The organism is Cupriavidus sp. 01L43, from assembly GCF_056399925.1.
In genome coordinates, this window is record NZ_JBFTSH010000011.1 from 26,526 (window position 1) to 39,455 (window position 12,930).

Consider the following 12,930-nt stretch of genomic DNA (forward strand, 5'->3'; position numbering starts at 1 on the left):
CGCCCTGCCGGCGGCCTTCGCCAGGATTCCAGCCATGCTCGTCTGCATTCCCCGGGTACTCGACGCCGAACAGCTCGCGGTACTGGTCGCCCAACTCGAACACGCCGGCGATGCCTGGGTGGATGGCCGCGTCACGGCCGGCTACTCCGGCGCACCGGTCAAGTTCAACCAGCAGATCGACGAACGCGCCGAGGTGGCGGCCCAGTGCCAGCACCTGATCCTGAGCGCGCTGGAGCGCAACCCGCTGTTCATCAGCGCGGCGCTGCCCAACCTCGTCTATCCGCCGATGTTCAACCGCTACAGCGAGGGCATGACCTTCGGCGCCCATGTGGATGGCAGCGTGCGCATCGACCCGCATAGCGGGCGCAAGCTGCGCACGGACATCTCGGCCACGCTGTTCCTCTCGGACCCGGCCAGCTATGACGGCGGCGAACTCCAGGTGGAAGACACCTACGGCCTGCACAAGGTCAAGCTGGCCGCCGGCGACATGGTGATCTACCCGGCCACCAGCCTGCATCAGGTCACGCCAATCACGCGCGGCACCCGGCTGGCCAGCTTTTTCTGGATCCAGAGCCTGGTGCGCGACGATGGCCAGCGCGCGCTGCTGTTCGACATGGACAACGCCATCCAGACCTTGAACCAGACCAACGCCGACGAACGCGCCCGGCGCAGCCTGGTGGGCTGCTATCACAACCTGCTGCGGCAGTGGAGCGAGACCTGAGCTAGCGCGGATCGGCGGCGAGCCACGGGCTGCCCCGCTCCAGTCCGGCCCGGACTTCGTCGGCATGCTCGCCAATGGCAGGAATACGCCCGACCTGCCGCACCGCGCCGTCGAAGCGCGGCGCCGGGGCAGTCTGCAGGAAACCATCCGCCTCCACATAGACCCCGCGCGCCACGTTATGGGGATGGGCGGCGGCCTCCGCCGGGCTCAGTACCGGCGCAAAGCACACGTCGGTGCCCTCCAGCCGGCGGCACCAGCCTTCCCGGGTATCCGTGGCGAAGACCTCGGTCAGATGGCGATGGAGTTCCGGCCAGACCTCGCGCTGCCACTGCCGGGCGAAGCGCGGGTCATCGGCCAGCCCCAGCGCCTGCACCAGCAAGGCGTAGAACTGCGGCTCGATGGCGCCCACGGTGATGAACTGGCCATCCGCGCAGCGATAGGTGGCGTAGAAGTGCGAACTGTCGTGAAGGTTGCGCCCGCGCTCGCCGTGGATATAGCCCTTGGCCGTGGCCCCCAGCAGCAGTTGCAGCATGTGCGCCGAACCATCGACGATGGCGGCATCGACCACCGTGCCGACGCCCGTGCCCCGCGCGCGCAGGATGCCGGACAGCAGGCCCACGGCGAGGTACAAGGCTCCACCGCCCACGTCCCCGGTCACGGCGAAAGCGGTCGAGGGCGGCGTCTCGGGCGCGCCGTTGTAGTAGAGCGCGCCGGACAGCGCGGTGTAGTTGTTGTCGTGGCCGGCCACCTGCGCCATCGGGCCGGTCTGGCCCCAGCCGGTCATCCGGCCATAGACCAGCCGGGGGTTACGCGCCATGCACACGTCCGGCCCGAGCCCCAGCCGCTCCATCACACCGGGCCGCATGCCTTCGATCAGCGCGTCGGCGTCCGCGATCAGGTCCAGCACCAGCGTGCGGCCTTCCGGCGTCTTCAGATCGGCCATCACCGAGCGCTTGCCCCGGTTGACCAGCTTGCGCGGCTGCCCCGACGCGCCATCGTCAGGCCGTTCCACGGCTATCACATCGGCGCCGAGGTCGGCCAGATGCATCGCACAGAATGGCCCCGGGCCGAGCCCGCTGATTTCCACGATCCGCACGCCTTCCAGCATGGCTGCTCCTGACATCGCTCAAACGACTCCGGCCGACTTCAGCGCCGCAAGATCCGCAGCGGTGACCCCGATCGCGCCATAGACCGCCGCGTTGTGCTCGCCCGTGGCCGGACCACTGCGCGGCGGCGACGGCTGGTAGCCGGAGAAGCGCGGCACCACGCACGGCGCCGGAATCGTGCCGAGGTCGGCGTCTTCGAGCCGGACGATGGCCTCGCGCGCCTGCAGGTGGGGATCGTCGATCACATCGACAATGGTGAAGACCTTGCTGAACGGCACCTCGTGCGCCTTCAGCGCGGTGGCGATGGCGTCATAGGACTGCGCGGCGAACCAGGCCACGATCAGGTCGTCCAGCGGGCCGATATTGCGGATGCGGTCCGGGTTGCGGCGATAGTCGACGGACTCCGCCAGATCGGGCCGTTCCATGGCCTTGGCCAGCCGCCGGAACGTGACGTCCGACGAGGCCACCAGCGAGACCCACTGGTTGTCCGCCGTGCGATACATATTCGACGGCGCGGTGTAGGTCGCCCGGTTGCCGGAGCGCCCGCGCACCTGCCCAAGTTGCTCGTACTCCACCGCCAGCGGCTCCAGCAGGCGCAGCAGCGCCTCCGTGGCGGACAGGTCGATCTCCCGCCCCGGGCCCTCCGGCGCGCCGCGCGCCTCGGCAATCGCCGTGGCAATCGAGAACGCGCCGAACAGCCCCGCCACCATGTCCCCGATCGGGTAGTTCATATGCATCGGCCCGCCGGCGGCTTCGCCGCACAGGTTGGTGAAGCCGCTCATCGCCTCGAAGATCCGCGCGAAGCCGGGGTTGGCGGCATACGGGCCGGTCTGGCCGAAGCCGGTCAGGCGCAGCACGGTCAGGCGCGGATTGGCGCGATGCAGGGTGGCGATATCCAGACCCCATCGATCCAGCGTGCCGGTGCGGAAGTTCTCCACCAGCACATCGAACTCCGGCAGCAGGCGCAGGAACAGCGCCCGGCCTTCGGGCGTCCGCACATCGAGCGAAATACCCTGCTTGCCGCGATTGGTGACCTTCCAGTACAGCGACAGGTCGTCCTTTACCGGCGCCAGGCCGCGCAGCGGGTCGCTGCCGTCCGGCAGTTCCAGCTTGACCACCTCCGCGCCCATGTCGCCGCACAGCGTGGCGGAGAACGGCGCGGCCACCACGGTGGCCATGTCGAGGATGCGCACGCCGCGCAGCGGGCCGCCTTGGGGCGAGTCGGAGGGGGTCCGCTGTGCGGAATTGCGTTCGGAGGGGTGCATGTCGTCGCCAGGTAGAAAGGGAAAAAGCACGGTGAGACGAGGGTGGTCCCGCCAGACCCGCCTTGCAAGCAGGGTTTCGCACAGCGAAACCGTTCCGGTTCATCATTGACTCCCCGACCTGCGGAAACCAACATGAATCCACCCCAGCGCCCCCCCGCCATGGACCCAAACACGATTTCCGGCCTGGCCAGCGCCGACGAGCTGGCCCACGACAGACAGTTCGCCACCAACCTGGCGCGCGGCGTGGAAGTGCTGCGTGCCTTCACCCCGGCCCGGCCGATCCTGGGCAACCAGGATCTCGTGGTCAGTACCGGGCTGCCGAAGGCCACGGTGTCGCGACTGACCTACACCTTGTGCCTGCTGGGCTTCCTGAGCCGGGTGCCCGGCACGCAGAAATACCGGCTCGGTTCGGGCGTGCTGGCGCTGGCGTACCCGATGCTCGCCGCGCTGCCGATCCGCCAGGTGGCCCGCCCCTACATGGAGGCCATCGCGCGGGAAACCGGCTGCACGGTGAACCTCGGCATGCGGGACCGGCTGACCGTGGTGTACGTGGATAGCTGCCGGCTGGACCCGACCAACGTGTACCAGCCGGACATCGGCAGCACCCGGCCGGTGCTGTCCACGTCGATTGGCCGCGCGCTGCTGCTCGGGTGCAGCGCGGAGGAGCGCACGGCGGTGCTGAACCGGCTGCGCGTGGAAGACCCGGAGCGGTTCCGCGTGGAGAAGCCAATGTGGACGGCCGAGCAGCAGCACTTTCCCGCGCGCGGCTTCTGCCTGAGCCCGGGCGAGTGGCGGGCGGAGATCCACGCGATTGCCGCGCCGATCCGCATGCCGAAGCAGGAGCCGTTTGCCTTGAACTGTTCGATCTCGGYCTTGCGCGACAAGGACGGGTATCTGGAGCGGGAAGTCGCCCCGAAGCTGCTGGAAGCCGTGCGGCAAATCGAATTCGGCCTGATGCGATAGCGAACCCGCCATCGCGCACCGGCCACCCGGACGGCCCGCAGAGGCCGCCGGACCCATCGTGGACCATCGTCAAATACGGAGACAACCATGTCTGGCATGAAGAATCTGGCCCGCTCGCGTCGCGGGTGGCTCACTGGCGCGCTGCTGATGGCAGCCTCACCGGCCCTCTGGTCAGCGGCCGCTCAGGCAGCGGACAAGGCAGCGGATAAGGCCAACGAGAGCGCGGCGCGCTTCCCCGACCATCCGATCCGGATCATCGTGCCCTTCTCCGCCGGCGGCGTGGTGGATTCCGTAACGCGCGTGGTGGCGGAGCGGATGTCGAAGACGCTGGGCCAGCCGGTCATCGTCGAAAACAAGTCCGGCGCCGGCGGCGCCATCGGCACGGACGGCGTGGCCCGCTCCACGCCGGACGGCTACACCCTGCTCGCGGTCAGCCCCAGCCACGCGGTGGCCCCGCTGCTCAACGCCAGCATCACCTGGAACGCCGAGCGCGATTTCCGCGCCATCGGCGGCTTCGGCATGATTCCCAACGTGATCGCCGTGCCGGCCAACTCCAGCGCGCAGACGCTCAAGGCGCTGCTCGACGATGCCCGCGCCCACCCGGACAAGCTGACCTATGCCAGCGCCGGCGTCGGCACCTCCAACCACCTGGCGGGCGCGCTGCTGGCGCAGAGCGCCGGGGTGCAGATCACCCACGTGCCATACAAGGGCCAGCCGGAGGCGCTGACGGACCTGCTCGGCGGCCGGGTGTCGATGATGCCGCTCACCGTGGCCATCGCCCAGTCCCACGTCAAGAGCGGCAAGCTGCGTGCGCTGGCCGTGACCTCCACCAAGCGCTACCCCGGCATGCCGGACGTGCCCACGGTGGCCGAGGCAGCCAACCTGCCCGGCTACGAGGCCGGCGGCTGGTTCGGGCTGGTGGCGCCGCGCAAGACGCCGGACGCCGTGGTGCGCAAGCTGGCCGATGCCGTGGCCCAGGCCGTGGCCGCGCCGGATGTGGCCAGCCGGCTCCAGGACCTCGGCATGGACGTGACCCCGCAGACCGCCCCCGCCTTCGACAAATACGTCGATGCCGAATCGCGCAAGTGGGCCCGTGTGCTCAAGGCGTCCGGCATCACCGCCCAATAATCCTTTCCCGAGAGGCGACCTCCCATGATTACCAACCCTTCCGCCATGAACACGCTGCTGGCCGACATCCGCCGCTTCGTGCTGGAAACCTGCATCCCGCTGGAAGCCGAGATCGATCGTACCGATGTCATTCCCGAGCCCGTGGTGGAACAGATGCGCGCGCTGGGCCTGTTCGGCCACAGCATTCCGCGCGAGTACGGCGGCGCCGGCCTGACGGCCGAGGAGTTGACGCTGGTCAATATCGAGGTGTCGCAGGCGGCCACGGTGTTCCGCGCCCGCTTTGGCGGCAATACCGGCATCGCCTCCGAATCGCTGGTGGCAGACGGCACCGAGGCCCAGCGCACGCGTTACCTGCCCCGGCTGGCCTCCGGCGAGATCACCGGCTGCTTCGCGCTGACCGAGCCCGAGGCCGGCTCGGACGCCACCTCGCTGCGCACCGTGGCCGTGCGCGATGGCGACCACTACGTGCTCAACGGCAGCAAGTGCTTTATCACCAACGCGCCGCTGGCGGACCTGTTCACGGTCTTCGCCCGCACGGACCCCAACACGCCGGGCGCGCACGGCATCAGCGCTTTCCTGATCGAGCGCGGCACGCCGGGCCTGAGCACCGGGCCGGCGGAGCGCAAGATGGGCCAGCACGGCTCCCCGGTGGGCGATGTGTACCTGAAGGACTGTCGCGTGCCGGCTTCGGCCATCGTCGGCGAGGTGCCGGGCCGTGGCTTCAAGACCGCGATGAAGGCGCTCAACAAGCAGCGCATCAACCTGGCCGGGCTGTGCATCGGCCCGGCCATCCGGCTGGTGGACGAAATGGTGCGCTACGCCGCCACGCGCGAGCAGTTCGGCCGCCCCATCGCCGATTACCAGCTGGTGCAGCAGATGATTGCCGACAGCAACACCGAGGTGCACGCAGCGCGGGCGCTGGTGCTGGAGACGGCGCGCAAGCGCGACGACGGCGGCGACGTGACCATGGAGGCGTCCATGTGCAAGCTGTTCGCCTCGGAGATGTGCGGGCGCGTGGCGGATCGCGCGGTGCAGGTCTTCGGCGGCAGCGGCTATGTGGCGCGCACCGTGGCGGAACGCTTCTACCGCGATGTGCGCGTATTCCGCCTCTACGAAGGCACCACGCAGATCCACCAGCTCAATATCGCCCGGCGCACGATGGACGCGCGCGGCCGGGCGCTGGAGCTGGGCTGAGCCCGGACCTTACTGCAGGGTCACGCCGGCCTGCTTCACCAGTTTCTCGGTGCGCGGGATCTCCGCATCGACCATCGCCGTGAAGTCGCCGACGCTGCCGCCGCGCGGCTCGGCGCCGGTGACGGCCAGCTTCTCGCGGAAGTCCGGCGAGTTCAGCAGCTTGTTGATCGACACGTTGAGGCGGGTCACCACGTCTGCCGGCGTGCCCTTGGGCGCGACGATGCCGTACCACGGCGCGATGTCGAAGCCCGCATAACCCTGCTCGGCGATGGTCGGGATCTCGGGCGCCTGCGGCGAACGCTTGGCGGTGGACATGCCCAGCGCGCGCAGCTTGCCGGACTTCACGAACGGCAGGCCGGTCATGATGGTGTCGAAGTACATCGACACCTGGCCCGAGAGCAGCGCGGGAATCGCCTCGCCGGCGCCCTTGTAGGGCACGTGAACGATGTCGATGCCGGCCACGGCCTTGAGCATTTCCCCGGCGATATGCGAGGTGGTGCCCGAGCCGAACGAGGCATAGGTCAGCTTGCCGGGGTTGGCCTTGGCGTAGGCGACCATCTCCGGCAGCGTCTTGAACGGCAGCGACGGGTTGGACAGCAGGATGTTCGGCGTGATCGCCACCACGGCCACCTTCTCGAAGGCATCCGGGTCATAGCTGAGCTTCTTATATAGGAAGCGGTTGGTCACCATCGACGCCGGCCCGGACATCAGCAGCGTGTAGCCGTCGCCGGGCGCGCGCGCCGCGGCCTCGCTGCCGATCATCGCGGCGGCGCCGGGCCGGTTCTCCACCACGAAGCTCTGCCCGTACTCCTTGCCCAGCCCCACGCCAAGCTGGCGCGTGATGAGGTCCGTGGCGGAACCCGCCTGGAACGGCACGACGATGCGCACCGGCTGGGTCGGCCAGTCGCGCGCGGTCTGCGCCATGGCCGTGGAGGACATGGCGAGCACCGCCAGCACGGAAGCCGTCATGAGTGCCCGGAAACTCGTCGATCTACTAAAACGCATGGTTGGTCCCTCGTGGATTTTGCGCAGGTTCGCGCTGGGTGTTATCCGCAACATGCGTGCCACGCTGAATCGGCACGCTTCAGGCTAGCGTTGAAATGCGTGTTTCCCGCCCCCTTCCGCGTGGGGAAGTTGGCCGGGGCGATGCACCGGGTTGGCGCGGGGCACGCTTGGCGTGCCCCGCCATGGCGTCTGACTTACTCGACCATGGCCTGCGCCAGCACGCCCAGCGCGGCGTCGAACTGCGCCTGCGGAATCGTCAGTGGGTAGAGGAAGCGGATCACATTGCCGTAGGTGCCGCACGTCAGCAGCAGCAGGCCGGCGTCCAGCGCGCGGCGCTGCACGCGCAGCGCGTGCTCGGCGCTCGGCGCGCCCGTGGCGGGGTCGCGGAACTCGGCGGCGATCATCGAGCCCAGCCCGCGCACCTCGGCCAGCGCCGGGCAGGTGGCGCGCAGCGCGGTCAGGTGCTCGCTAAGCTGCCGGCCCAGTGCGTTGGCACGCTCGCACAGCTGTTCCTCGGCAATGGTGTCGATCACCGCGTGCGCAGCGGCCACGGCCAGCGGGTTGCCCGCGTAGGTGCCGCCGAGCCCGCCCGGCAGCGGGGCATCCATGATGGCCGCGCGGCCACACACCGCCGACAGCGGCATGCCGCCGGCGAGGCTCTTGGCCATCGTCACAAGATCGGGCCGCACGTCGTAGTGCTCCATCGCGAACAGCTTGCCGGTGCGGCCGAAGCCGGTCTGCACCTCGTCCGCAATCATCACGATGCCGTGGCGGTCGCACACGGCGCGCAGGCCGCGCATGAAGTCAGCCGGGGCCGGCTGGAAGCCGCCCTCGCCCTGCACCGGTTCCACGATGATGGCCGCCACGCGGTTCGGATCGATATCGGTCTTGAACAGCCCCTCCAGCGCCTGCAGCGCCTGCGCCGTGCTGACGCCGTGCAGCGCGTTGGGGAACGGCGCGTGGAAGATATCCGACGGGAACGGCCCGAAGCCGACCTTGTACGGCGCCACCTTGCCGGTCAGCGCCATGCCCAGCAGCGTGCGGCCGTGGAAGGCGCCCGAGAACGCGATCACGCCCGGGCGGCCGGTGTGGGCGCGCGCGATCTTGACCGCGTTCTCCACGGCTTCCGCGCCCGTGGTGAACAGCGCGGTCTTGTTCGGCCCGGGCACCGGCGCCAGCTCGTTGATGCGCTGGGCCAGCGTGACGTAGCTCTGGTACGGCACCACCTGGTAGGCGGTGTGGGTGAAGCGGTCGAGCTGGGCGACGATGGCCTGCATCACACGCGGATGCCGATGCCCGGTGTTCAGGACGGCGATGCCGGCGGCGAAGTCGGTGTACTGGCGGCCCTCCACGTCCCACAGGGTGGCGTTCTCGGCCCGGTCGGCATAGAAATCGCACATCACGCCAACGCCTCGCGGCGTGGCCTGGGCACGGGATTGGTTCAGTTCGCTGTTTTTCATGGGTCCGAGGTCTTGGGGCAGGGAGTGACAGGTGTGACGTGCATTCCAATCCCCTTTGGCTCTACAATCCAGCGCCACTTCGACAAATCAGATGGTGCCAATGTGAAATCGATCTGCGGCGACCTGCTGCTCCAGCGGCTCGGCCAGCCGACCGACCAACCGCTCAATCGGGCGCTGTACGCCTGCATCCGGGGGGCGATCCTGGACGGCAGCCTGGCGCCCGCCACGCGCCTGCCGCCCCAGCGCGACCTGGCGGCGGAGCTGGGCCTGTCCCGCAACACGGTGATGTTTGCCTACGAGCAGTTGCTGGCCGAGGGCTACCTGCGCGCCCGCACGGGTAGCGGCACCTTCGTGGCCGACACGGCGCCCGAGCGCTACCTGAACGCCACCGCCGCCGACAGCGCGCCGGCCACGGCAGACGCCATGCCGGGCCTCTCGCCGCGCGGGCAGCGGCTGGTCTCGAGTGCCTCCGCATCGCCCATCCAATGGGGCGCCTTCATGCCCGGCGTGCCGGACCTGACGCGCTTCCCCCATCGGCGCTATGCCCAGATCGCCGCGCGGCTGTGGCGCCGGCCGCAGCCCGAATGGCTCAGCTACAGCCACGGCGGCGGCCTGCCGGCCCTGCGCGAGGCCGTGGCGGCCCACCTGCGCGTGGCGCGCTCCGTGCGCTGCGATGCCGACCAGGTGCTGATTACCGAAGGCATCCATCAGGCGATCGACCTCGTGGCGCGCATGCTGGGCTCGCCGGGCGATCAGGCGTGGGTGGAGGAGCCGGGCTACTGGGGCATCCGCGGCGTGCTGCAGGTCAGCGACATCGGCATGGTGCCGCTGCCCGTGGACGCCGAAGGGCTGTGCCTGCCCGATGCGGACGCCAGCGCCCCCGCGCCGCGCTTTATCTTCGTCACGCCCTCGCACCAGTATCCGCTGGGCGCCGTGATGAGCCTCCGGCGGCGGCGCGCGCTGCTGGAGTTCGCGCGGCGGCACGGGAGCTGGATCGTGGAGGATGACTACGACAGCGAGTTCCGCTTCTCCGGCCAGCCGATTCCGTCGCTCCAGGGCATGGAGCCGGACGCGCCGGTGCTCTACATCGGCACCTTCAGCAAGACGCTCTACCCCGGCCTGCGCATGGGCTACCTGGTGCTGCCGAAGGGGCTGACGGAGGCGTTCCAGACCGCCCATTCCGACCTGTACCGCGCCGGCCACCTGATGACGCAGGCCACCGTCGCCGAGTTCATGCAGGCCGGCGACTATGCCGCGCACATCCGCCGCATGCGCCCGCTCTATGCCCGGCGGCGCGCGGTGCTGGCCGGGCTGATCGAACGCTACCTCGGGACGGAGGCGCTGCACGAACACGCGAGCAACGCCGGGCTGCACCTCGTGCTGCGCCTGCCCGACCACGTGGACGATGTGGCGCTGACGGCGGACATCCGCGCGCGCGGCATCCTGGTACGACCGCTGTCGCGCTATTTCATGGGGCCGGCGGTCCGGCGCGGGCTGCTGCTGGGCTATGCCTGCGTGCCCGAGGAAGACATCGGCCCCGCCTTCGACGTGCTGCTCGATTGCCTGCTGCCCCGGCTCAGACCGACCTAGGATACAAAGGCTTCGGTAACGTGGTGAGCAGGAGGACGTGATGATTCATGCACATCGATCGATGCTATGCCGGCTGCTCGCCATCACCACGCTGTGGCTGGCCGGCTGTGGCGGTGGTGGCGGCGACGTCCAGATCACCAGCGGCAGCACACCCGCCACCCTCGCGATCGTCGTGTCCGGCCTGCCCGCCGGCACGCCGGCCAACATTACTGTGACCGGGCCGGGCGGCTATCGGCAGACCGTCGGCCAGACCGTCACGCTAGGCAACCTCGCGGCCGGCACCTACACCGTGACGGCGGCCCCGGTACTGACCGGATCGACGTCCTACCAGCCCTCGCAGGCCGCGCAGACCGCGATGGTGGCCGCCAACACGGCGCCCACCATCGGCGTGAGCTACGGCGCGCCCTCGGACATGCGGCTGTCGCTGACCCAGGTGGCGGATGGCTTCGCGGCGCCGATCTTCCTCACCGCACCCGCCAACGACCCCCGGCTGTTCGTGGTGGAGCGCGCCGGCCGGGTCCGCATCGTGCGGGACGGCAGCGTGCTCGCCGCGTCCTTCCTCGACCTCTCCATCCTCACCACCACCGACGGCGAGCGCGGCCTGTTCTCGATGGCCTTCGACCCCGCCTACGCCACCAACGGGCGCTTCTACGTCTACTACACCGACCAGAACGGCGCGATCACCGTGGCGCGCTACACCGTCTCGGCCAGCAACCCGGACGCAGCGAACCCCACCGGCACGGTGCTGCTGTCGATTCCGCACCCGGGGGCCAGCAACCACAACGGCGGCCAGCTCGCGTTCGGCACGGACGGCATGCTCTACATCGGCACCGGCGACGGCGGCGGTAGCAACGACCCCTCCAACAACGCCCAGAACAGCGGCACGCTGCTGGGCAAGATCCTGCGCATCGACGTGAGCGGCGCCAGCTATACCGTGCCGGCCGGCAATCCGTTCGCCGGCGGTGGGGGTGGTGGGGGCGGACGCCCCGAGATCCGGGCCACCGGGCTGCGCAACCCGTGGCGGTTCTCGTTCGATGCGAACGGCCTGCTCTATATCGCGGATGTCGGCCAAGGCCAGCGCGAGGAAGTCAACGCCATGCCAACCGCCAGCGGCGGCCTCAACTACGGCTGGGATCGTCTGGAAGGCACCGCCTGCGTCGGCGCCACCGCGTGCGACCCCGCCGGCCTGACCGCGCCCGTGTTCGAGTACACCCACGACGCCGGCGGCTGCGCCATCGTCGGCGGCTACGTCTATCGCGGCGCGGCCCTGCCCGAACTCCAGGGCCGCTATTTCTATACCGACCTGTGCACCGGCAAGCTGGCCAGCTTCCTGTACCGCGACGGCGCCGTTTCCGAGCGGGTGGACTGGCCGGTCACCGCCAGCGGCAGCGTCTACTCCTTCGGCACCGATGCCGCGCAGGAACTCTACGTACTGGCCGACGCTGGCACGTCTTCGACGAGCGGCAAGGTGTATCGGGTACAGCGGGCGCCTTAGGGGCGCCTTAAGCGCGCCTTGCGGGGGGGCGCCAGCGCCACACGCCGTGATGGCGGATAATCCCGCATCCTCACGACGCCCTCCCCACCCCCATGCATGCCAGCGCCACCCGCCGCCTCGACGGGACTACCCTGTTCCTGCTCACCTTCCCGCCACTGGCCTGGGCGGGCAACGCCATTGTCGGGCGGCTGGCCGCCGGTACGTTTCCGCCGCTCACGCTGAATTTCGTGCGCTGGGTACTGGCCGGGACCTTGTTGGGGCTCTACGCCTGGCGCGGGGTGGTGGAACATCGGGCCACGCTGCGCCAGCATGCGGGGCTGCTGACGGCGATGGGCGTGCTGTCGATTGCCAGCTACAACGCGTTCCAGTACCTCGCGCTGACCACGTCGACGCCGATCAACGTGACGCTGATTGGCGCCTCCACGCCGCTGTTCCTGCTGATCATCGGCGCGCTGTTCTTCGGGGAGCGCATGCGGCCGTGGGCTGTGGCGGGGGCGCTGCTGTGTCTGGTGGGGGTGTCTTTCGTGCTGGTGCGCGGGGAGTTGGGGCGGCTGGCGCAGCTGGACTTCGTGCCCGGCGACCTGTACATGCTTGCGGCGACCATCGCCTGGAGCGCCTATACCTGGCTGCTGCGCAAGCATCGCCCGGACCTGCCGCTGCCGGTGCTGCTGTTCGCGCAGATCGTCACCGGCGTGGTGGCCAGCGTGCCCGTCACGGCGTGGGAATTGATGACGCTGTCGACGCCCATCCCCTGGAACGGCAAGGTGATGGGCATCCTGCTTTATGTGTCGACGATTCCCTCGCTGCTGGCCTACTTCGCCTGGGACCGCGCCATCGCCCGGGCCGGCGCGCAGTTGCCGGTGTTCTTCATCACGCTGACGCCGGTGTTCGCCGCCCTGCTCTCCACGCTGCTGCTCGGCGAGTCGCCCCACTGGTATCACGGCGTGGGGCTGGTCACCATCGCCGCAGGCATCGGGCTGGCGCAGCGGCGCTGAATGACGCT

At 69.5% G+C, this 12,930-nt stretch carries 11 protein-coding genes; 7 read left to right on the forward strand and 4 right to left on the reverse strand.

Annotation, left to right across the window (positions count from 1 at the left end; translation table 11 throughout):
* Window positions 1-34: 34 nt before the first annotated feature.
* The gene (locus AC1DP9_RS18240) at window positions 35-721 is read left to right on the forward strand and encodes a Fe2+-dependent dioxygenase (RefSeq protein ID WP_092299887.1); all 687 of its coding nucleotides are present in this window, start codon (window positions 35-37) and stop codon (window positions 719-721) included.
* A gap of 1 nt (window position 722) precedes the next feature.
* On the opposite strand, the gene AC1DP9_RS18245 is transcribed toward AC1DP9_RS18240, so the two are convergent.
* Together AC1DP9_RS18245 and AC1DP9_RS18250 are read right to left on the reverse strand one after the other, a co-directional pair.
* A complete protein-coding gene (locus tag AC1DP9_RS18245; RefSeq protein ID WP_477108202.1) occupies window positions 723-1,829 on the reverse strand; it encodes a CaiB/BaiF CoA transferase family protein in 1,107 nt (368 codons plus the stop codon).
* Between the two features lie 18 nt (window positions 1,830-1,847).
* Window positions 1,848-3,092, reverse strand: coding sequence for a CaiB/BaiF CoA transferase family protein (locus tag AC1DP9_RS18250; RefSeq protein WP_477108129.1), 1,245 nt, complete (start codon window positions 3,090-3,092; stop codon window positions 1,848-1,850).
* A gap of 132 nt (window positions 3,093-3,224) precedes the next feature.
* Between AC1DP9_RS18250 and AC1DP9_RS18255 the strand changes: the two genes are divergently transcribed.
* The 3 genes from AC1DP9_RS18255 to AC1DP9_RS18265 all read left to right on the forward strand — a co-directional run bounded on the left by AC1DP9_RS18255 (window position 3,225) and on the right by AC1DP9_RS18265 (window position 6,377).
* Window positions 3,225-4,055, forward strand: a complete 831-nt coding sequence (locus tag AC1DP9_RS18255) for an IclR family transcriptional regulator (protein WP_477108130.1) — start codon at window positions 3,225-3,227, stop codon at window positions 4,053-4,055.
* Window positions 4,056-4,142: 87 nt separating this feature from the next.
* Window positions 4,143-5,183 carry a Bug family tripartite tricarboxylate transporter substrate binding protein gene (locus tag AC1DP9_RS18260; RefSeq protein ID WP_441644356.1) on the forward strand — a complete coding sequence of 347 codons (1,041 nt, stop codon included), beginning with the start codon at window positions 4,143-4,145 and terminating at the stop codon, window positions 5,181-5,183.
* Window positions 5,184-5,207: 24 nt separating this feature from the next.
* Complete coding sequence (locus AC1DP9_RS18265; protein ID WP_477108131.1) at window positions 5,208-6,377, forward strand: acyl-CoA dehydrogenase family protein; 1,170 nt, start codon at window positions 5,208-5,210, stop codon at window positions 6,375-6,377.
* Window positions 6,378-6,386: 9 nt separating this feature from the next.
* On the opposite strand, the gene AC1DP9_RS18270 is transcribed toward AC1DP9_RS18265, so the two are convergent.
* Both AC1DP9_RS18270 and AC1DP9_RS18275 read right to left on the reverse strand, forming a co-directional pair.
* Window positions 6,387-7,346 (reverse strand): Bug family tripartite tricarboxylate transporter substrate binding protein, encoded by a 960-nt coding sequence (locus AC1DP9_RS18270; protein WP_441593442.1) that lies wholly within the window; start codon window positions 7,344-7,346, stop codon window positions 6,387-6,389.
* 230 nt (window positions 7,347-7,576) lie between these two features.
* The gene (locus tag AC1DP9_RS18275) at window positions 7,577-8,842 is read right to left on the reverse strand and encodes a 4-aminobutyrate--2-oxoglutarate transaminase (protein WP_092299866.1); all 1,266 of its coding nucleotides are present in this window, start codon (window positions 8,840-8,842) and stop codon (window positions 7,577-7,579) included.
* Window positions 8,843-8,944: 102 nt separating this feature from the next.
* Here AC1DP9_RS18275 and pdxR point away from each other — a divergent pair, with 102 nt between their 5' ends.
* The 3 genes from pdxR to AC1DP9_RS18290 all read left to right on the forward strand — a co-directional run bounded on the left by pdxR (window position 8,945) and on the right by AC1DP9_RS18290 (window position 12,922).
* On the forward strand, window positions 8,945-10,432 hold the full coding sequence (gene pdxR, locus AC1DP9_RS18280; protein ID WP_477108132.1) for a MocR-like pyridoxine biosynthesis transcription factor PdxR: 1,488 nt from the start codon (window positions 8,945-8,947) through the stop codon (window positions 10,430-10,432).
* 40 nt (window positions 10,433-10,472) lie between these two features.
* The gene (locus AC1DP9_RS18285; RefSeq protein ID WP_477108133.1) at window positions 10,473-11,927 is read left to right on the forward strand and encodes a PQQ-dependent sugar dehydrogenase; all 1,455 of its coding nucleotides are present in this window, start codon (window positions 10,473-10,475) and stop codon (window positions 11,925-11,927) included.
* Between the two features lie 92 nt (window positions 11,928-12,019).
* The gene (locus AC1DP9_RS18290) at window positions 12,020-12,922 is read left to right on the forward strand and encodes a DMT family transporter (RefSeq protein ID WP_477108134.1); all 903 of its coding nucleotides are present in this window, start codon (window positions 12,020-12,022) and stop codon (window positions 12,920-12,922) included.
* The last annotated feature ends 8 nt before the right edge of the window (window positions 12,923-12,930 follow it).